Genomic DNA, 19,105 nt, shown 5'->3' on the forward strand with positions numbered 1-19,105 from the left:
GGAATCCTCGTCATCGGCTAGGTAGTCAACCCTATGTTCCCTGCAACTCAGGGGGTGCATTCATGACGTTCCAAACAAGGGTGTGATGGCAACGGATTGGTCTTTTTCTCGCCCGGACCGCGACGGTGGCCGGCTAGAAGGTCAGCGCAAACGTCTCTTCGTCGCCGGACACCCGCGAGCGCGATACGCTCGCAGCGAGAGCATTGCCCGTGATGGGGGGACCACAATGAGCGCGAGCGAAGAACAACAAAAGGTGCCGCTGGGCGTCCTCACAGGCATGGTCGTCGGCGGCATGGTCGGCGCGGGGGTGTTCTCGATACCACGCAACTTTGCGCAGGCCACCGGCGTCTACGGAGCGCTCATCGCCTGGGCCATCGCTGGCGCCGGCATGCTGATGTTGGCGTTCGTGTTCCAGACGCTGGCCAATCGCAAGCCGGATCTCGATGCCGGCGTCTATGCGTATGCGCGGGCCGGCTTCGGGCCTTATGTCGGGTTCTTTTCCGCCTTCGGTTATTGGGCCAGCGCTTGCGTCGGCAACGTGTCGTACTGGATCCTGATCAAATCGACTCTCGGCGCATTCTTTCCCGCTTTGGGTCAAGGCAATACACTGACCGCGGTGCTGATTTCCTCGGTCGGGATCTGGCTGTTCCACTTTCTGGTGCTCCGCGGCGTCAAGGAAGCGGCGGCGATCAACAAGGTGGTGACCATTGCCAAGATCATTCCGCTGCTCCTGTTCGTGGTGTTGGCGATCTTCTTCCTCAAGCCCGCCGTCTTCATGGACAACCTTTGGGGCGGCGCCGCCGGCGATTACGGTAACCTCTTCGCGCAGATCAAGGCGACGATGCTGGTGACGGTGTTCGTATTCCTGGGCATCGAGGGCGCAAGCAACTATTCGCGCTTCGCTCAAAAGCGCGAAGACGTGGGTGTCGCCACCGTGACCGGCTTCCTGGGCGTGCTCGCGCTGTTCGCGTCAGTGTCGATCCTGGCCTATGGCATCCTGCCGCGCGCGGAGCTCGCACAACTGCGTCAGCCCTCGGTCGGCGGCGTGCTCGAGGCTGCCGTCGGCCACTGGGGAGCGGTGTTCATCGGCGCCGGCGTGATCGTGTCCGTTCTCGGTGCCTACCTGGCATGGACGCTGATGGCCGCCGAAGTGCTGTCGGTGGCGGCGAAGAAGCGGGACATGCCGGCCTTCCTGGCACGAGAAAATGCCAATCAGGTCCCATCGGCGGCGCTGTTCATGAGTTCACTGCTCGTACAGCTCGTGCTGATCGCCACCCTGTTCTCCGACGACGCCTTCACATTCGCGCTGTCGCTGTGCAGTCACCTGTCGCTGATTCCCTACTTCCTATCGGCGGCCTTTGCGTTGATGCTGGTCTTCCGGAAGGAGACCTACGACAAGAGTCCCGGCGATCTCGGCAAGGACACGGTCATCGCGATCTTGGCGACGATCTACACGCTCTTCCTGCTGTTCGCCGGCGGCATGAAGTTCCTGCTGCTGGGTTTCATCATCTACGCCCCGGGCACGATTCTGTACTACATGACCCGGAAAGAGCAGGGCAAACAACTCTTCACGCCGGCCGAGTGGGTCTTGTTCGCGGTCGCGGTCATCGGATGCATCGTCGGCATTCATGGCCTCGCAACCGGCTACATCAGCATCTAGCGTTCCAATTCGAAAGGAGCTGTCCATGGCGAATTCTCCAGCTTTCGGCGTTCATTCCGAGGTCGGTCAGCTGCGAAAGGTCATGGTGTGCGCACCCGGCCAGGCCCATACGCGCCTGACCCCGTCCAATTGCGATCAGTTGCTGTTCGACGATGTGCTGTGGGTGGACAACGCCAAGCGCGACCACTTCGACTTCGTTACCAAGATGCGCGATCGTGGCGTCGAAGTCGTCGAAATGCACAATCTGCTGGCCGAGACGGTGGCCGTACCCGAAGGCAAGAAGTGGATTCTTGAAAATCAGGTCGTGCCCAACCAGGTTGGCCTCGGCTTCATCGACGAACTCAAGAGCTATCTGGCCGGCCTGGACAATCGAAAGCTCGCGGAAACGTTGATCGGCGGACTGTCGACCCACGACTTTCCCGAGGCGCACGGCGGTGCGGCGCTGCAGATGGTCAAGGAAGCGGCCGGCGCCACCGAGTATCTGCTTCCGCCCCTGCCGAACACCCTGTACACGCGCGATACCACTTGCTGGATCTATGGCGGCGTGACGCTCAACGCGCTCTACTGGCCGGCGCGACATGAGGAGACGATCCTCACGACGGCGATTTACAAATTTCATCCCGACTTCGCCGGCAAGGTCAACGTCTGGTGGGGCGACCCCACGCAGGATCACGGGCTTGCCACGCTGGAGGGCGGCGACGTGATGCCGATCGGTAAGGGGGTCGTGCTGATCGGGATGAGCGAACGCACGTCCCGTCAGGCGATCAGCCAACTCGCGGCGACGCTGTTTGCGAAGAAAGCGGCGGAGCGTGTGATTGTGGCGGCGATGCCCAAGATCCGCGCCGCCATGCATCTCGACACCGTGTTCACCTTCGCTGATCGCGACTGCGTGCTGACCGCGCCCGACTTCATCAATCAGACTCGTACCTACTCCTATCGCCCGAGCAATGCACCGAGCGGCGTCGAATTGCATGCGGAAGAGAAGCCGTTTGTCGGTGTCGTCGAGGAGGCACTGGGTCTCAAGAAACTTCGCGTGGTTGAGGCCGGCGGAAGCGACTATCAGCGCGAGCGAACACAGTGGGACAGTGGCGCCAACCTCGTCTGTGCGTCGCCAGGCGTGGTGTACGCCTACGATCGCAACACCTACACGAACACCCTGCTGCGCAAAGAAGGTATCGAGGTCATCACTATCGTCGGAGCGGAACTCGGCCGTGGTCGCGGTGGCGGCCACTGCATGACGTGCCCGATTATCCGCGATCCGGTGGACTACTAGCAACGAGGCACGCGACTGATTTCATCGGGTACGATTAGTCGTATGCGAATTACCGCAGCGGATTTCCGTAGCTCGGGCATCATCGTCGGCGGCCGTTGGAGTTCGTCACATGCAAACGCTCGCTTTGAACGAGCCGGAGCGTGAGGTAGGCAGAATCGTCATCAGACTTTCGAATTCGCTGCAATTGTTCCACACGCTCGATCCGGCGCCGTTTCGCGAGAAGGAGCTCGCGATTGAGGCGGAGCGATATATCGTCGACCAGGCTGAAGATCTTCCGAAGGCGGTTCCCATCGAGATCGTGATTCATTTGGCCGAGGCTGACTCGTCGGAGGCGATCGCACCGGACCTGGCTCCAGCGGTCGCACAGCATTTCCTGATGCGCGCTCACGAAAAGGCACGAGAACTGCGGGCGCTGTTCAAGTCAGGGCGCCGGTCACTAATCGTTGGCGTTGTGATCCTCTCCAGCTGTTTCGCCGCTGGATGGCTTGCCGGCTTGATCCTTGGAGATGGACCTCTTCCGAATATTGTCAGGGAAAGCTTCTTGATCCTGGGATGGGTGGCGATCTGGAAGCCATCCGAAATCTTTCTGTACGGCTGGCCGACGATTGTGGAGGAGCGACGGCTTTTCGAGCGACTCTCGGCTGCGGCAGTGGTGCTGACCGCCGTTCCGGAGCGACAGCAATGAAGAGGTCCGATGAAGATTGACGCTCAACCGTCTAGGCACAGTGTTGCGCAATCACGGCCCCATTCGTGTGCTCTCCCTGTCACATCGGTTTGCAATCTCCACGAGTTATGGCGGCATTGCTTGACACTCGACAACGCAAGCCTATCGTCCTCGCGTGGCGGGGCAAGGCGACGATCTCGAGGATTCGGATGCGTGTATCTGGATTTCTTTTGCAGACGATTGGACTCTTGGCTTCGACCGCCGCGTTTGGAGCTGATGTCGAACTGAGGGACTTCAAGGCGGATCCCCCGGCGCTGCCAACGCCTTCCTGGAGCGTCGTTGGATCGGTCTCGCCAACCTTTACCGACAACGCCCTGTTCAGCCGCGATAACCGTAAGTCGGACGTCTATTATGAGCCTGATATCAGCGTCAGGTTGGACGGTTATCTGACAAATGACCTGTCCTATCGACTCTATGCCCGCACGCAGTATGAGGCGTTCGCGACGGAGAAGGACGGAAATGCCGCGATCGCGCGCCTGGGTGGGCGCCTGACCGAAAACTGGAACGGTTGGCGGTTCTCCGCCATCTACGAGAACCGCTACGATTTCGATGGCGTCTACCGTGACCTTGCATTCATCTCGCACGACGTGATGGGTTCCGTGGCTCGTGACTTCCAGGTCAATAATGTCACGCTGTCGCCGTTGTTGCTGTTGACGTATCGGTTTTCTGATCTGGCGGAAGCCCGCCGCTGGCGCTTTGACGCGGTCCTCGGCATCGAGGTCAAACTTGATTCAAAATGGTCGATCGTGAGCACGCCGCTTTTCGAAGCCTATTGGTTCACCGACGGATTGAATTCAGGCCGGGAGGACCAGCTCTATTCCGCCGATATCGGTCTGAAGTATAATTTCGCCAGTAATCTGTCGCTGACGACCACCGTGCTGTACGAGGCCCGCACGTCGAACGTTCCGCTCCGCCATTACAGGGATCTTCGGATCGGTCCGCGGCTTGACTTCGCCTTTTGAGAGAGTGCCTGAAAATGCTTGTGAGACGCCTGTTTGTGCTGCTGGGGACGGTTTTCGGGATGATGGCAGCGACCGCCGCGGTGGCGGATCCGCGTGATTCCGTCGAACGAAGCCAGCGCATGGATACCGATGCGCTGAGGGACGATGTTCGGCAAAATCGTCTCCGGGTGCCGTCTCATCCCCTCGTGATTGCACCTGCGCCTGCACCACAGCCCGTTCCGATCTACAAGCGCAAGAAGAAGTCGAGCGCCAGCAGCGGCAGCAATCGCTAGCGTATCTTCGTTCGACAGGATCTGGCGTTGCGGGGACGCGTGGCGTCAACGCACATCGTGGACTTCCCGGGACCTGGCGTGACATCGGTCGGATCCGGTAGACGGAGGTCGCAGCCGCCGGATTTGGCTCGCTGCTTGACGAAAGTTTTAGTCACTATTGTTGCGCTTGAGCGCCGCCGGTCGCGATGAACTGGCACAAACTGCACAGTAATATGCGGAAATTCATGTCAGTCATGCGAGGTTTCCTTCCCTAGGTAATACTATCCTGTGGTTGCGTGGAAAACATGGGTGTATGCTCTGCGTCATTCCCTTAGGGGTGGCGCGCGCGGGTCGGCTCGTCTTGTCGCTACCGAGACCGCTAAGCGGGTAGTTCTTGAAATCGCCTTTAACAGTCGTTTTCAAGAATCGTCTGGGAAGTCAGGTGCGTACCGTGAAACCTTGCAATGCCAACTCGCAGACGCGGCCCAGCATCACGGAACAGCTGATTGTCTCGGAAGCGATCGGCGATGGGCTGGACGGGACCGACTGTGAAGACCTTCTTTTTGCGGTGCGCCCGTTGCGCGGCGGTTTCGCATATGAGGGGATCAATCACGCTTTCGAAGCAGTCCTGGGAATGTCATCGCGCGAGGTGTCGGGTATGGACATCCTCGATTGCATGACAAGTGACGATTCTGGGGCGGTCTGTGAGGGCCTCGAGGCGTGTCTTGCAGAGCGTACCGAGGTCAGAATTCACCACAGCCTGACATTCGGTGGTTTCCATCGGGACGTTGAAACAATCGTCGTTCCGATCCTCGATCCCATCGCGGGTGTCATTGTCCGATTGATCGGTCGTCACCGGATTCTCCCTAAGGAGTTTCCCGATGACGGAGCCGACGAGACCATGGACTTTCGCAGCAGCGTCGGCTTGGCTTCAATTCAGGAAGATATCCAGCGACGGATTGCGTCCGACCTTCATGACTCGACCTGCCAGCATCTGATTGCCGCGAGTCTCGCCATGATGCGTATCCGCACCTGCCCTGGCACGGCCGATGGGCTCGATCGCCTTTGCGACGATGTCGATGCATCGATTGACCAGGCCCTGAGGGAGATTCGCTCTCTCACCTATCTGCTGCATCCGCAGAACCTGATGGCGCAGGGACTGAAGGCGACGATCGAATGCTATGCTTATGGCTTTGCGGAACGTACGTCGTTGCGCGTCGGCATTGATATCGACGCCTCTGTCGACCAGCTCTCTTACGAGAGCCAGCGTTCGTTGCTACGCGTCGTCCAGGAAGGGCTCACGAACATATTCCGCCACGCGAAGGCGACAGAGGTCAAAATTGGTGTCGACGCGGCTAACGGGCAGTTGCGGTTGACGATCAGCGACAATGGGCGTGGCTTTCCAGTCAGTCGCGCGACGGACGGGAACAGCGCGATATCAATGGGGGTCGGTATTCCGGCCATGAGGGCGAGACTTAAACAACTTGGCGGCATCCTTGAGATCCGGTCCGATCCGGAAAGGCTGCACTCCGGCACAACGTTGTGCGCGGTGTTCCCGCATCGTGTTGAAGCGAAGCGACGCAAGCGGCGATTGCCGTTGCAATCATGAGTGCCGGCACGGGCACTCGATAAAAATGACCACGGGTCACTGGTTGCAAGCGGAGTCCGCTGCTCGCCTCCGGCACTCGAAGGCTGAGCACGGAGTTGATGATCGGGAGGTCCTGCTATGAAGCGAATTCTTATTGCCGACGATCACGAAGCAGTCCGTTCGGGCCTCCGTGCGGTGCTCGCGCAACGTGTTGACTGGGAGGTCGTCGCGGAGGCGAGCGACGGCAGCAAGGCAGTCGCCGCGGCGATCGAGAGCCAGCCGCATGTCGCGATCGTCGATTTCTCCATGCCGCGCATGACGGGGGTGGAGGTCGCCCGGCGGATCAAGGAGTACCCGCTCTTGACCGAGGTTCTGATCTTTACCGTGCATAACTCCAGTCTGCTGGCCCAGCAGGCCTATCAGGCCGGCGCGCGGGCATTCCTGGTGAAGTCCGACGCGAACAAACTGCTGCTGGCGGCTGTCGATTCGCTGCTGGTTCACAGGCCATTCTGTGTCAGGAACGCGTCGAACGAGCTTGATCGCGGACCGGCTGACGCCGCGGGCGGACACCAAGGACTTACGCCGCGCGAGAGCCTTGTCGTCAAGCTGGTCGCGGAGGGCTTTAGCAACAAGGGCATTAGCGCCATCCTGAACCTGAGCGTGAAGACGACGGAGGCTCACCGCGCGGCGGCAATGCGAAAGCTCGACGTGAACTCGACCGCTGGTCTGGTCCGATACGCAGTTCGAGCAAGACTGGTCGATGCGTGATCCAGAGTGCGAACGTCGGTACATTCGCCGCGAAACATCAGGGTTTTGTATAATAACGCTCTTGAGGATGGCTGGTAAGATCGGCCCACTTGGCTGCCGGTCATCTCCGTTGATTGCCCGATGAATTCTGGGCCGACATTCGGGAAACGACGCCGTGAAGCGCATCGTGATTGCCGATGATCATGAAGTTGTGCGTTCTGGGCTGCGCGCGATCGTCGACACGCGCTCCGATTGGATCGTCAGTGGAGAGGCAACCAACGGAGAGCAGGCTGTGGCTTTGGCGTTGGAAACGCATCCAGACATCGTAATCGTTGACTATTCGATGCCGCTCATGAACGGAATCGAAGTTAGTCGCCGCCTCAGGTTGATGCATCTGCGTACAGAAGTGCTCATCCTCACGATGCACGAAAGCGAGGAACTCCTGACCGAGGCCATCCTGGCGGGCATCCGCGGCTTCCTCTTCAAGTCGGATGCCAGGAAGCATTTGATTTCGGCGATCGAGGCCTTGCTCGACGGTAGGCCTTACTTCACCAGTGTACTTCTGGAAAAGCTGTTGCATGACTATCAAATCAGTAAGCAGAACAAGTCGGACGTGCTGCTCACCTCACGCGAACAGAGCGTTGTTCAACTCATCGCGGAGGGACATACAAACAGAACGATCAGCGGCATCTTGAAACTGAGTGTGAAAACTGTTGAGACCCATCGTGCCGCAGCCATGCGCAAGCTTGGGATGTCATCGACCGCGGAGCTTGTTCGTTATGCCATCCGCAAGAAACTGGTCGCGCCCTGAGTTGGCAGATAGTTGGGGATGTCGATGGCCAAGCGCCTGTTTGGATTGAACTGCTCAACTGGACAATGATGGACGGGACCGAGGACCCGCTGTCGCTTGCCCGACCGCTATCTTCACCGGTTTGTGCGCCATCCGCGCATCGTTCTGCGCTACCCACGCCAGGGTAAAAAAACGCCTGGCCGCCGTTCGGGCGGTCGCCGACAGGGCGAGCGGCGAAACATCAGGATTGTGCGACGAATCCGCATTTCAGCCGGACAAACCCGTGCTGCGACCGCTAAGTCATTGACTGTGCTTAATCCGTGGCTGGCTCTAAATCAGCGGGTCCGAGGTTCGAGCCCTGGTGCGCCCACCATCTCAAAGCATCAAACCCAGCCACCATCGACGATGTAGTGCTGGGCGGTGCAGGCAGAGGCCTCGTCGGAGGCGAGGAAGACGGTGAATTTCGCGACCTCGTCCGGCGTCAGCCTGCGCTTCAGGCATTGCCGCTGCTGCAATTCGATCTCGCCCGCCGGCGTCATCCATTTCTCGAGCTGGCGCTCGGTCATGATCCAGCCCGGCGCGATTGCATTCACGCGGATGTTGTAAGGACCGTAATCGCGCGCCAGCGAGCGCGTCAGGCCGATCACGCCTGATTTGCTGGCGGTGTAGGCCGCCATGCCGCCTTGTCCTGCAATCCACGACACCGAGCCGAAATTGATGATGGCGCCGGCATTCGCGGCCTTCATGTCCGGCAGTACGGCTTGCGACGCAAAGAACTGGTGCTTCAGATTTACAGCGATGCGGTCGTCCCAATATTCCGGCGTCATCTCCTCGGTCTTGTGCCGCTCGTCATGCGCGGCGTTGTTGACCAGGATGTTGATCGCGCCGTGCGCCTTGCGTGCTTCCGTCACGCCGGCGCGCAGCGCGGGGGTGTCGGTCAGGTCGACGTGCTGGAAATGCGCAGCCAGTCCTCGATCGGATAGCTCGCGCGCCAGGCGCTGGCCTTCGTCGACCTTGATGTCGAAGAACACGACTTTGGATTTCTGCTCCGCGAAGCGCCGCACGATCGCGGCGCCAATTCCCGCCGCACCTCCGGTGATGAGTGCGACCTTGCCGGCGAGGTCGGAATAGATGGCAGCCATGGGCACCTCCCAGTTTGTTGCGGGCGACGCGACAGGCCGCCCCGATTCTTTTGCAGACCTTAACCCTTCCGATATGAGGTCCATAAGGTCAGAATTTTAGTTGCGTACCTCAAAAACTGAAGGCAGGATTGCAGTCAAAGAACAAGACTCGATCGGGAGGGTGTGATGAGGCTGCTCGCCAAGCTGGGACTCGCTGTTGCTGCATGCCTGCTTTGGGCCAATTCCGCGTCAGCCGACACGATCGTGAAATGGCTGCATATCGAGGTCAATCCGGCCCAGGTGAAGATCTGGGAGGAGGTTGCGCGTGCCTATGAGGCGTCGCATCCGGGCGTCAAGGTCGAGATGCAGTTCCTCGAGAACGAGGCCTACAAGGCCAAGCTGCCGACCATTCTGCAATCCAAGGACCGGCCGCACATCATCTACAGCTGGGCCGGCGGGGTGCTGAAGGCGCAGGTTGACGCGGGCGTGCTGGAAGACATCACCGATTCTGTGAGGAGCGGGGGCTACGGCGACACGATTGCACCGGCGGCACTCGCCGCCTTCATCCAGAACGGCCGCGTCTTTGGACTTCCGATCGCGCTGTCGCAGGTCGGCTTCCTCTACAACAAGGATTTGATGGCCAAGGGTAATGTCGATGCAAGCAAGATCAAGACATGGGACGATCTGCTCGGCGCGGTGAAAACGCTGAAGGCCGCGGGTGTTACGCCGATTGTGGTTGGCGGTGCCGACAAATGGCCACTGCATTTCTACTGGACGCATCTCGCAGTGCGCGTCGGCGGCAAGCCGGCCTTCGATGCAGCGCTGAAGGGTGAAAACGGCGGCTTCGCCGGTGAAACTTTTCAGAAATCCGGTGAGCTGTTCAAGCAGCTCGTTGATCTGCAGCCGTTCCAGAACGGCTTCCTTGGCTTCAAGAACCCGCAGGCCGTCGGCTATTTCGGTGACGGCAAGGCTGCGATGATCCTAGCCATCTCGTCCTTCTATCACACCCAGCGCGCGCTCGCCGCCGACAAGATCGGTCTCAGCGACGACAAGCTCGGCTGGTTCGATTTTCCGGTCGTACCCGGCGGCAAGGGTGAGCCGTCAGACACGCTCGGCGGCATCACTGGCTGGCTGATCACCAAGGGGGCGCCCAAGGAAGCCACCGACTTCCTCAAGTTCTTTATCTCCAAGGACGTGCAAGCGCGGCTCGCCGCCGGCAACTTCATCGTTCCCGTCGTCAAGGGCGGCGAGGCCGGCCTCAGCAGCGCCTTCATGAAGCAGATCGCGGCCAATCTGGCGAAGTCCAACTATCATCAGAACTTCTATGACCAGAGCCTCGGCCCCTCGGTCGGTCGCGTCGTCAACGACGTGACCGCGGAGATTGCCGGTGGCAGCATGACCCCACAGGACGCTGCGAAAGCGATCGAAGCGGCGTACAAGCAGGGTAACTGACGGTGGCGCGGCGGATCGCGATCGTGTCGGCGATGGGCGTTGCTGACGAGACGGTCCCGCAGGCCGCGGTCCGCGGCCCGAGCTGGGACGGCCGATTCACCGTCCTGATCCTGTTCCTGCCGCCGGCGCTGCTGTTGTTCACGTTGTTCGTGGTGCTGCCGATCGGCGAGGCGGCCTGGTACTCAGGCTTCAACTGGAACGGTTTTGGCAAGCCGACCAACTGGATCGGCTTCGACAATTATCGCTTCGTGCTGGAGACGCGCGCCTTCTGGCTCGCGCTGCGCAACAACGGGCTGATCATCGCGGTCTCGCTTGCGGTCCAGCTGCCGCTCGCGCTCGCGCTGGCCTTGATGCTCGCCGAGCGCTTTCGCGGCGCGGTGGCGCTGCGCATGCTGTTCTTCATGCCCTATATCCTGGCCGAGATCGCGACCGGGTTGATCTTCAGCTTCGTCTATGACGGCGATTATGGTCTGGTCGCTTCGATCTGGCGTACCTTCGGAGCCGAGCCGCCGCATCTGCTGGCCTCGACCGACACTGCGATGCTGGCGGTACTGATCGTGATCGTCTGGAAATACTTCGGCTTCCACATGATGCTGTTCATCGCTGCGCTCCAGAGCCTCGACAAGAGCCTGGTCGAGGCGGCGCGGATCGACGGCGCAACGCGCTCGCAAGCCCTGCGCCATGTCGTCATCCCCTTGCTCTATCCGACGATCCGGCTCTCCGTGTTCTTCGCCATTGTCGGTTCGCTGCAGCTGTTCGACCTCGTCATGCCGCTGACCCGCGGGGGGCCTGCGGATTCCTCCAACACTATGGTGAGCTTCCTCTACAACAACGGCATCTCGCGCATGCGGGTCGGCTATGGCAGCGCCATCGGCGTCATTCTGTTCGTAATCTGCGTGACCTTTGCCTTCACGTACAAGCGATGGTTCATGCGCGATGAGTAGTGCCGAAACCAACCGCGCGCCGTTCGATCCTGCCGTGCTGTTCAAGACGGTGTTCCTCGCCGTCGTTGCCATCTTCGTGCTGGTGCCGCTGCTCGCGACCTTGCTCGGTGGCTTCAAATCGCTCGGCGAATTGCGCGTGAATCCGTTCGGCTGGCCCACGCACTGGGAATGGCAGAATTATGCCGACATCCTGTTCTCCGGGCGTTACTGGCAACTTCTGCGCAACTCGCTGATCATCTCGACGCTTACGGTGACATTGACCCTGATCACAGCCTCGATGGCGGCGTTCACCTTCGCCCATGTCAAGTTCTACGGCAGCTCGATGCTGCTGAGCTATCTGACGCTCGGCCTGCTGTTTCCGGCCGCGACCGCCGTGCTGCCGTTGTTCATCAGGGTGCGCGATCTCGGACTGCTCGATACTTATTTCGGCGTCGCGCTGCCGCAGGTCGCCTTCAGCCTCGCCATGAGCGTGCTGCTGCTTCGGCGCTTCTTCAAGGATGTTCCCCATGAACTGCTCGAAGCGGCACTGGTCGATGGCTGCAGCTATGTCAAATTCTTCCGCTACGTGACGCTGCCGTTGTCGCGGCCGATCCTGGCGACAGTCGGGACCATCACCTTCGTCAACAGCTGGAACGCCTATCTGCTGCCGCTGGTGATGCTCAACACCGATTCGCTCTATCCATGGCCGCTCGGCATCATGGTCTACCAGGGCGAATATTCGTCCGAATGGCACCTGATCCTCGCCTTCATCACGCTCACCATCCTGCCGACGATCATTCTGTTCCTGCTGGCGCAGAAGCACATCGTCGCCGGCCTCACTGCAGGCGCGGTCAAGGGATGAACGGTACCTTACGGAGATCACAATGAGAAAAGTCGGAATCGGAATCATCGGCTGCGGTGTGATCAGCACCGCATACTTGAAGGCAGCTCAGCGCTTCCCCGTCATGGAGGTCAAGGCGTTGGCGGACATGCGTAGCGATGTCGCCGAGCGCCAAGGCGCCGCCTTCGGGCTGCCGGCGATGCGGGTCGACCAGCTGCTCAAACGCGACGACGTCGAGATCGTCATCAATCTCACCGTGCCGCTCGCCCACACCGATGTCAGCCTTGCGGTGCTGAACGCCGGCAAGCACGTCCACTCCGAGAAGCCGCTCGGCATCAACGTCACGGAAGCGCGCAAGGTGATGGATCTCGCCGCGCAGAAGGGCCTGCGCGTCGGCTGCGCACCCGACACCTTCCTCGGCGGTGGCCACCAGACTGCGCGCAAGCTGATCGACGACGGCGCGATCGGCACGCCCGTGGCGGGCAGCGCCTTCTTTGGCTGCCCTGGCCATGAGCGCTGGCATCCGGCGCCGGGGTTCTATTACTTGCGTGGTGGCGGGCCGATGCTTGACATGGGCCCGTACTACATCACTGATCTCGTCCAGCTGCTCGGCCCGGTCGCGAGCGTGATGGGCTCGACCGCGCGCCCGAAATCCGAGCGTCAGGTCACCAGTCAGCCGATGAACGGCACCTTGATCCCGGTCGAGGTTTCGACCCATGTCGCGGGTACGCTCGAATTCGAGAGCGGGGCGGTGGTCTCGATCGCGATGAGCTTCGATGTGCCGAAGCACCGGCACGCGCCGATCGAGATCTACGGCGACAAGGGCAGCATGCTGGTGCCGGATCCGAACCGCTTCGGCGGCGAGGTGCAGGTCGCGAAGACCGGCGGCGAATGGGAGACGGTGCCGTTGACGCACGGTCATGTCGAAGGCGAGTTTCGTTCCATCGGTGTCGCCGACATGGCCTCCGCCATCCTGAACAACCGGCCGCATCGTGCCAGCGGCGCGCTCGCCTTCCACGTGCTGGAGGTGATGGAGGCGTTCCAGACCTCTGCCGACGAAGGCCGGCGCGTCAAGATCGAGAACCGCGTCGAGCGGCCGGCGATGCTGCCGGCCGGACGTGAAACCGGACAGATCGACTGAGGGAATGACCATGCGCAAGGCACTAATTGTATGGGGCGGCTGGCCGGGACACGATCCCGATCTCTGTGCCTCGATGATCCGCGGCTGGCTGAAGGCGGAAGGCTTTGAGGTCCGGATCGAAACGACGACGGCGGCGTTCGCCGATCCTGCGATCCACGATCTGTCGCTGATCATCCCGATTTACACCATGTCGAAGATCGAGAAGGCGGAAGCGCTCAATCTCTGCGCGGCGGTGTGCAGCGGCGTCGGGCTCGCGGGCCATCATGGCGGTATGGGCGATGCGTTCCGCGATTCCGTCGACTACCAATTCCTGTGCGGCGGCCAGTGGGTCGCACATCCCGGCAACATCATCGACTACAAGGTCGACTTGACGAAGCCGGATGATCCCATCATGAAGGGGCTGAAGAGTTTTGAACATCGTTCCGAGCAGTACTACATGCATGTTGACCCCGCCAACGAGGTGTTGGCGACGACGACCTTTACGGGCAAGCACGCATCCTGGATCGATGGCGTGGTGATGCCGGTGGTCTGGAAAAAGCGATACGGTGCGGGCAGGGTGTTCTATTCCTCGCTCGGCCACCGCGCCTACGAGCTCGATGTCCCGGAGATCCGAACGTTGATGACCCGCGGCATGCTGTGGGCGGCGCGCGAATGACAGCTGGCGCGACGCAGCCGGTCGTTCGCGCCACGCTCGAGGACGTCGCGCGTGCGGCTGGCGTGTCGCTCGCCACCGTCGATCGCGTTGTCAACCGGCGCGAGGGCGTGCGCGCCAAGACCGTGGCGCGTGTCGAGGCCGCCGTCGCCAAGCTCGGGTACCGCGCGGACGTTGCGGCCGCACGGCTCGCACGCGGTCAGAGTTTTCGCTTTGCCTTCGTGCTGCCGTCCGGCAGCAACAGCTTCATGACCAACCTGACTGAGCAGGTCCAGCGCACCGCCGACTGGCTCGCCGGCCAGCGCGGCTTTATCGATATCCTCCATGTCGACGTGTTCGATCCGGATGTTCTGGCCGGTGCGCTGGAAGACCTGTCGCCGGCCTATCAGGGTGTCGCCGTCATCGCGCTCGACCATCCCAGGGTGCGCGCCGCGATCGATGAACTCACCGCGCGCGGCGTGGCCGTGGTAACTCTTGTGTCGGACGCGCCGAGCTCGCGCCGCCTGCATTATGTCGGTATCGACAACCCGGCCGCGGGGCGGACTGCATCAACACTGATGGGACGTTTCCTCGCCGGTCGCGAGGGGACGGTCGCCGTGATCGCGGGATCGCTGTCACTGCGCGATCATACCGAGCGGCAGTTCGGCTTCCACCAGATCCTGTCCAGCGAGTATCCGAACCTGCGCGCGCTACCTGTCATCGAGGGCCGCGACGACAGCGAGCGCACACGGGAGCTCACGGCCGCGCTGCTCGCCCGCCATGCCGATCTCCGCGGCATATACTGCTGTGGCGCCGGAAACCGTGGCATCGCCGATGCGCTCGATGCCTCGGGCCGCGCGCGCGAGGTGGTCTGGATCACCCATGAGCTCACTCAGTACACGCGGCGCTTCCTGGTTCGCGGCACGCTCGATGCCATCATCAACCAGGACCCCGGCCACGAGGCACGGTCTGCGGCGCGCGTTCTGCTCGCGCATTGTTCGGGTGAACCGATCAGCCCGGACCAGGAGCGAATCCGCATCGACATTTTTCTGCGGGATAACCTGCCGTAACGTCGAGCAACTACGCCATGCGCTCACAAAGGGCAAATACGACGTCGTCCAGGAGTTCAGGTCTGGCGGCGGCACGTCGTTCTAGCCACCAAGAATCCGCCGGCAGGCGTCGACGAAGACCTGCGCGCCTGTGACGATGTCGGCATCGGCGGTGTTCTCGGTCCAGTGATGGCTGATGCCGCCGATCGAGGGCACGAACAGCATGCCCGCGGGCATGATGGTCGCGAGCATCTGCGCGTCGTGGCCGGCGCCGCTCGGCATGCGCAGCGATCGTCCGCCGGCCAGTGTCTTGCTCGCAGCGTCGATCGCATCCTGCAAGCGGGAATCCATCATGGCAGGCGCGCCCACGCGGATCCGATCTACCGTCACGGTGCAGGGGCCTTTGGCATTGGCCTCGTCCGCCATCGTCCGCAGCAGCTCCTCCGGCCGCGCGATCACGGCCGGGTTGTCGTCGCGGATCTGGAACAGCATCTCGGCAGCGCCGGGAATGATGCTCGGTGCACCCGGATCGAGCGTGATGCGGCCGGTGGTCCAGACCGTGCGCGGTCCGCAAGCCGCCGGGAAACGTTCGTCGACCGCCACGCAGAATTTCGCCAGCGCCAGGCCCGCGTCCTTGCGCACGGCCATGCGTGTCGTGCCGGCGTGGTTCTGCTCGCCCGCAAAATTGATGCGGTACTGCCAGATGCCGACGATGGAGGTCACGACGCCGATCGCGAGCTTGCCGCTTTCGAGCGTGTCGCCCTGTTCGATATGCGCCTCGAGATAGCCGACGTGCCGTCTCGGCTCGGCGGCGACACGGGCCTGTCCGGCAAGCCCCATGTCGGTCAGCGCGTCGCGCATGGTGCGGCCATTGGTGCGGTCGCGCGCGGCGTCGATCTCCGCTTCGGTCACCTGCCCGACATAGGAGCGCGAGCCGAGGAAGCTGCCGAAATGACCTTCCTCGTCACACCACGCGGCGACTTCGACCGCACCTTTGACCGAGAGATCCGTGTTGAGCACGCGCGCGGCCTCGAGCGCATAGACGACGCCGAGGGGGCCATCGAGCCAACCAGCGTAGTTCTGGCTCTCGAGGTGCGATCCGGCCAGCAATTTCGGTCCGGGCTTTGCACTGGTGCCGAGGACATTGCCGATGCCGTCGATCACGCCCGCGAGTCCGGCCTCGGGTAGCTTCTGCACCAACCAATCCAGCGATTGCTTGTGCGGTTCGGAAAAGGTTGGCTTGTGCACGCCGGTCTTGTAGGTGCCGAAGGCGCGGAGCGCATTGAGATCGGCGAGAACGCGCTCGCCATCGGCACGCGGCTGGGTGTCAGGCATGTTCGGCAACCTTCAGCGCCTCGGTGCGGATCTCCTCGACCAACCGTTCTTTCAGCTGGACGAATTCAGGCGTGGTCTTGATTTTGTAGGAGCGCGGATGCGGCAGGTCGATCGCAATCTCCGCCTTGATCCGGCCGGGACGCGCGCTCATCACGATGACGCGGCTGCCGAGGAAGATCGCTTCCTCGATGTCGTGGGTCACGAACAGAACGGTCTTCTGGTCGCGCTCCCAGATGCCGAGCAGCATTTCCTGCATCAAGGCGCGGGTCTGGTTGTCCAGCGCGCCGAAGGGCTCGTCGAGCAGCAGGATTTTCGGATCGTTGGCAAGCGCCCGCGCAATCGCGGTGCGCTGCTGCATCCCGCCGGAAAGCTGCTTCGGCCAGTGGTTCTCAAAGCCGGAGAGTCCGACCTGGCGGATGAAGGCGTCGGCGATCTTGTTGCGTTCCGCCTCGGACACGCCGCGCTCGCGTAGCCCGAAGGCGATGTTTTCGCGCACGGTGAGCCAGGGGAACAGCGTGTAAGACTGGAACACCATGCCGCGATCGGCGCCGGGGCCGGTGACTTCGCGGCCATCGAGCGTGACGCGCCCGCTGGTCGGACGGTCAAGGCCAGCGACGATGCGCAGCAGCGTGGACTTGCCACAGCCTGACGGGCCGAGGATGGTGACGAAGTCGTTGTTGCCGATGATGAGATCAGCCGGCTCCAGCGCCCTGGTCGGCGCGTTGCCGTGGCGCGCGGGGAAGGTTCGCGAGACCTGCTCGATCTTCAGCGTCGTCATGCGAGCCTCCAGGGGAACAGCCACGCGTTGAACGCCTTGAACAGGAAATCCGAGAGGAGGCCGATCAGCCCGATCACGATAATGCCGAAGATGATCTGACCAGTATTGAGCAGCGCCTGGCTGTCGGTGATCATATGGCCGATGCCGGAGGACGAGCCGATCAGTTCGGCGACGATGACGTAGGTCCAGGCCCAGCCCAGCACCAGTCGCAGGATTTCCGCGATCTCGGGCGCAGAGGAGGGCAGCAGCACGCGGCGGATGATGCCGCGGTCGCTGGCCCCGAGCGTATAGGCCGCCTCGACCAGATCGCGCCGCGTCGTGCCGACGGTGACTGCGATCATCAGGATGACCTGAAACACCGAACCGATGAAAATGACGAGCAGCTTCTGCAGTTCGCCAATGCCGGCCCACAGGATCAGTAGCGGAATGAAGGCGGATGCCGGCAGATAGCGCGCAAAAGAGACGAAGGGTTCAAGGAATGCCTCGACCGGCTTGTAGGCGCCCATCAGAACGCCGATCGGCACCGCGATGATTGCTGCCAGCGTAAAACCGCCAACAACGCGCCAGACGGTCATGCCGATGTCGAACAGGAAGCCCTGTTTGGTGAGCAGGTCGACGCCTTCCTGCACCATGGTCAGCGGGTTGGCGAGGAACACCTTCGACACGTGGCCGCCAAAGGTCGCCCAGGACCAGAGGGCAACGAACACCACGAAGAACGCAAGGCCGTAAGCCACGCGCTGCTTTGACGTCACAGGATCGAGGGGACGCATCAACGGTCTATCCGGGCGATGAACAAGGTTGCCGGTCCCGTCGCGAGACGGGGCCGGCGGCTCTTGAGAGATTTACTTGATGTAGCTCGCGTCGAAGAGGTCCTCGACCTTCGGTACGGCCTTGATGATGCCGATCTCGAGCAGGAGGTCTGCGGCGTCCTTGTTGAAGGCGAGGAAGTCGCCCGCAAAGAACTTTTGGTTCGCAGCCCTGTCCTGCCAGCGCAGATACTTTGCCGAGTTGGCGAACTGCTCGCCGGTCTGCTTCACGTCGGCGCCCATGATCTCATAGGCCTTGGCCTGGTCCTTGGCGATCATGTCGAGCGACTCGAAATAGCTGTTGGCCAGCGCCTGCGCTGCCTTGGAGTTCTCGCTCAGGAACTTCGGCGTGCAGCCGAACGTGTCCATCACGATCGGGTAGTCGAGCGTGGTGGCGATGATCTTGCCCTTGTCGGGCGCGGCGCGCACGGTCGATAGATATGGTTCATAGGTCATCGCGGCATCGTTCTGGCCGGAGACGAACGCCTGCGCGGCTGCGGCCGGCTCAAGGTTGACCACGGTGACGTCCTTCACCGAGAGGCCGTTCTTCTTTAGCATCCAGGCCAGCGCGAAATAGGGCGAAGTGCCGGGCGCGGAGGCCGCAACGGTCTTCCCCTTCAGCTCCTTGATCGACGTGACGTCATTGCGCACAGCCATGCCGTCGGCGCCAAAGCTCTTGTCGAGCTGGAAGATCTGCTTGGTCGCGACGCCGTTGGCGTTCCAGGAGATCCAGGTCTCGACCGTGGTTGCTGCGCACTGCACGTCGCCGGAGGCGATGGCGAGGTGGCGATCTTTCTGCGGGATCTTCTTGATGGTGACGTCGAGGCCGTTCTTCTTGAAGATGCCGGCTTCCTTCGCCAGCGTCAGCGGCGCGAAGCCTGTCCATCCGGAGATGCCGACGCCGACCTTGATGTCGTCGGCGAGCACGGGAGTGGCGGTCGCAAGCGCAATGATTGTCGCAAAAACTGTCGAACTACGCATGATTGTCGTCCTCTTGCCGATCGATGGATTGACGTCCTGTTGATCTCTGTCG

General features: G+C 61.6%; 19 protein-coding genes. 14 read left to right on the top strand and 5 right to left on the bottom strand.

All coding sequences use genetic code 11. The annotated features are described in order from the left end of the window. Window positions 1-226: 226 nt before the first annotated feature. The 8 genes from ABIA96_RS19430 (at window position 227) to ABIA96_RS19465 (ending at window position 8,016) form a co-directional block, all read left to right on the top strand. Window positions 227-1,660: a basic amino acid/polyamine antiporter gene (locus ABIA96_RS19430; RefSeq protein ID WP_354138972.1), complete on the top strand. Its 1,434-nt coding sequence runs from the start codon at window positions 227-229 to the stop codon at window positions 1,658-1,660. A gap of 25 nt (window positions 1,661-1,685) precedes the next feature. Beyond that, window positions 1,686-2,933, top strand: coding sequence for an arginine deiminase (arcA, locus tag ABIA96_RS19435; RefSeq protein WP_354138657.1), 1,248 nt, complete (start codon window positions 1,686-1,688; stop codon window positions 2,931-2,933). 109 nt (window positions 2,934-3,042) lie between these two features. Further along, window positions 3,043-3,618: a hypothetical protein gene (locus ABIA96_RS19440; RefSeq protein ID WP_354138658.1), complete on the top strand. Its 576-nt coding sequence runs from the start codon at window positions 3,043-3,045 to the stop codon at window positions 3,616-3,618. 188 nt (window positions 3,619-3,806) lie between these two features. Further along, window positions 3,807-4,619, top strand: a complete 813-nt coding sequence (locus ABIA96_RS19445; protein ID WP_354138659.1) for an outer membrane beta-barrel protein — start codon at window positions 3,807-3,809, stop codon at window positions 4,617-4,619. Window positions 4,620-4,633: 14 nt separating this feature from the next. After that, window positions 4,634-4,891 (top strand): hypothetical protein, encoded by a 258-nt coding sequence (locus ABIA96_RS19450; RefSeq protein WP_354138660.1) that lies wholly within the window; start codon window positions 4,634-4,636, stop codon window positions 4,889-4,891. Between the two features lie 421 nt (window positions 4,892-5,312). Next, on the top strand, window positions 5,313-6,479 hold the full coding sequence (locus ABIA96_RS19455) for a sensor histidine kinase (RefSeq protein WP_354138661.1): 1,167 nt from the start codon (window positions 5,313-5,315) through the stop codon (window positions 6,477-6,479). Window positions 6,480-6,596: 117 nt separating this feature from the next. After that, window positions 6,597-7,226 carry a response regulator gene (locus ABIA96_RS19460; RefSeq protein WP_354138662.1) on the top strand — a complete coding sequence of 210 codons (630 nt, stop codon included), beginning with the start codon at window positions 6,597-6,599 and terminating at the stop codon, window positions 7,224-7,226. A gap of 154 nt (window positions 7,227-7,380) precedes the next feature. Beyond that, entirely contained in the window at window positions 7,381-8,016 is a 636-nt protein-coding gene (locus tag ABIA96_RS19465; protein ID WP_354138663.1) for a response regulator transcription factor, read from the top strand. 362 nt (window positions 8,017-8,378) lie between these two features. On the opposite strand, the gene ABIA96_RS19470 is transcribed toward ABIA96_RS19465, so the two are convergent. After that, complete coding sequence (locus ABIA96_RS19470) at window positions 8,379-9,137, bottom strand: SDR family NAD(P)-dependent oxidoreductase (RefSeq protein WP_354138664.1); 759 nt, start codon at window positions 9,135-9,137, stop codon at window positions 8,379-8,381. Between the two features lie 165 nt (window positions 9,138-9,302). Here ABIA96_RS19470 and ABIA96_RS19475 point away from each other — a divergent pair, with 165 nt between their 5' ends. The 6 genes from ABIA96_RS19475 to ABIA96_RS19500 are packed head-to-tail and all read left to right on the top strand — an operon-like array spanning window position 9,303 to window position 15,174. Next, window positions 9,303-10,568, top strand: coding sequence for an extracellular solute-binding protein (locus ABIA96_RS19475; protein WP_354138665.1), 1,266 nt, complete (start codon window positions 9,303-9,305; stop codon window positions 10,566-10,568). A gap of 2 nt (window positions 10,569-10,570) precedes the next feature. Then, window positions 10,571-11,512, top strand: a complete 942-nt coding sequence (locus ABIA96_RS19480; protein ID WP_354138666.1) for a carbohydrate ABC transporter permease — start codon at window positions 10,571-10,573, stop codon at window positions 11,510-11,512. Next, window positions 11,505-12,353 (top strand): carbohydrate ABC transporter permease, encoded by an 849-nt coding sequence (locus ABIA96_RS19485; protein WP_354138667.1) that lies wholly within the window; start codon window positions 11,505-11,507, stop codon window positions 12,351-12,353. Before ABIA96_RS19480 ends, ABIA96_RS19485 begins: the two co-directional genes overlap by 8 nt. Window positions 12,354-12,375: 22 nt before the next feature. Further along, window positions 12,376-13,473, top strand: coding sequence for a Gfo/Idh/MocA family protein (locus ABIA96_RS19490; RefSeq protein ID WP_354138668.1), 1,098 nt, complete (start codon window positions 12,376-12,378; stop codon window positions 13,471-13,473). A 10-nt stretch (window positions 13,474-13,483) separates the two neighbouring features. After that, window positions 13,484-14,128 carry a ThuA domain-containing protein gene (locus ABIA96_RS19495; protein ID WP_354138669.1) on the top strand — a complete coding sequence of 215 codons (645 nt, stop codon included), beginning with the start codon at window positions 13,484-13,486 and terminating at the stop codon, window positions 14,126-14,128. Further along, window positions 14,125-15,174, top strand: coding sequence for a LacI family DNA-binding transcriptional regulator (locus tag ABIA96_RS19500; protein ID WP_354138670.1), 1,050 nt, complete (start codon window positions 14,125-14,127; stop codon window positions 15,172-15,174). Before ABIA96_RS19495 ends, ABIA96_RS19500 begins: the two co-directional genes overlap by 4 nt. Window positions 15,175-15,255: 81 nt before the next feature. On the opposite strand, the gene ABIA96_RS19505 is transcribed toward ABIA96_RS19500, so the two are convergent. The 4 genes from ABIA96_RS19505 to ABIA96_RS19520 all read right to left on the bottom strand — a co-directional run bounded on the left by ABIA96_RS19505 (window position 15,256) and on the right by ABIA96_RS19520 (window position 19,053). Then, window positions 15,256-16,488, bottom strand: coding sequence for a Zn-dependent hydrolase (locus tag ABIA96_RS19505; protein ID WP_354138671.1), 1,233 nt, complete (start codon window positions 16,486-16,488; stop codon window positions 15,256-15,258). After that, the gene (locus ABIA96_RS19510; RefSeq protein ID WP_354138672.1) at window positions 16,481-17,266 is read right to left on the bottom strand and encodes an ABC transporter ATP-binding protein; all 786 of its coding nucleotides are present in this window, start codon (window positions 17,264-17,266) and stop codon (window positions 16,481-16,483) included. Before ABIA96_RS19510 ends, ABIA96_RS19505 begins: the two co-directional genes overlap by 8 nt. Then, entirely contained in the window at window positions 17,263-18,036 is a 774-nt protein-coding gene (locus ABIA96_RS19515) for an ABC transporter permease (RefSeq protein ID WP_354138973.1), read from the bottom strand. Before ABIA96_RS19515 ends, ABIA96_RS19510 begins: the two co-directional genes overlap by 4 nt. Window positions 18,037-18,108: 72 nt before the next feature. Further along, window positions 18,109-19,053 carry an ABC transporter substrate-binding protein gene (locus ABIA96_RS19520; protein WP_354138974.1) on the bottom strand — a complete coding sequence of 315 codons (945 nt, stop codon included), beginning with the start codon at window positions 19,051-19,053 and terminating at the stop codon, window positions 18,109-18,111. Window positions 19,054-19,105: the final 52 nt, after the last annotated feature.

It is taken from the genome of Bradyrhizobium sp. LB11.1, from assembly GCF_040549385.1.
Taxonomy (GTDB): domain Bacteria; phylum Pseudomonadota; class Alphaproteobacteria; order Rhizobiales; family Xanthobacteraceae; genus Bradyrhizobium.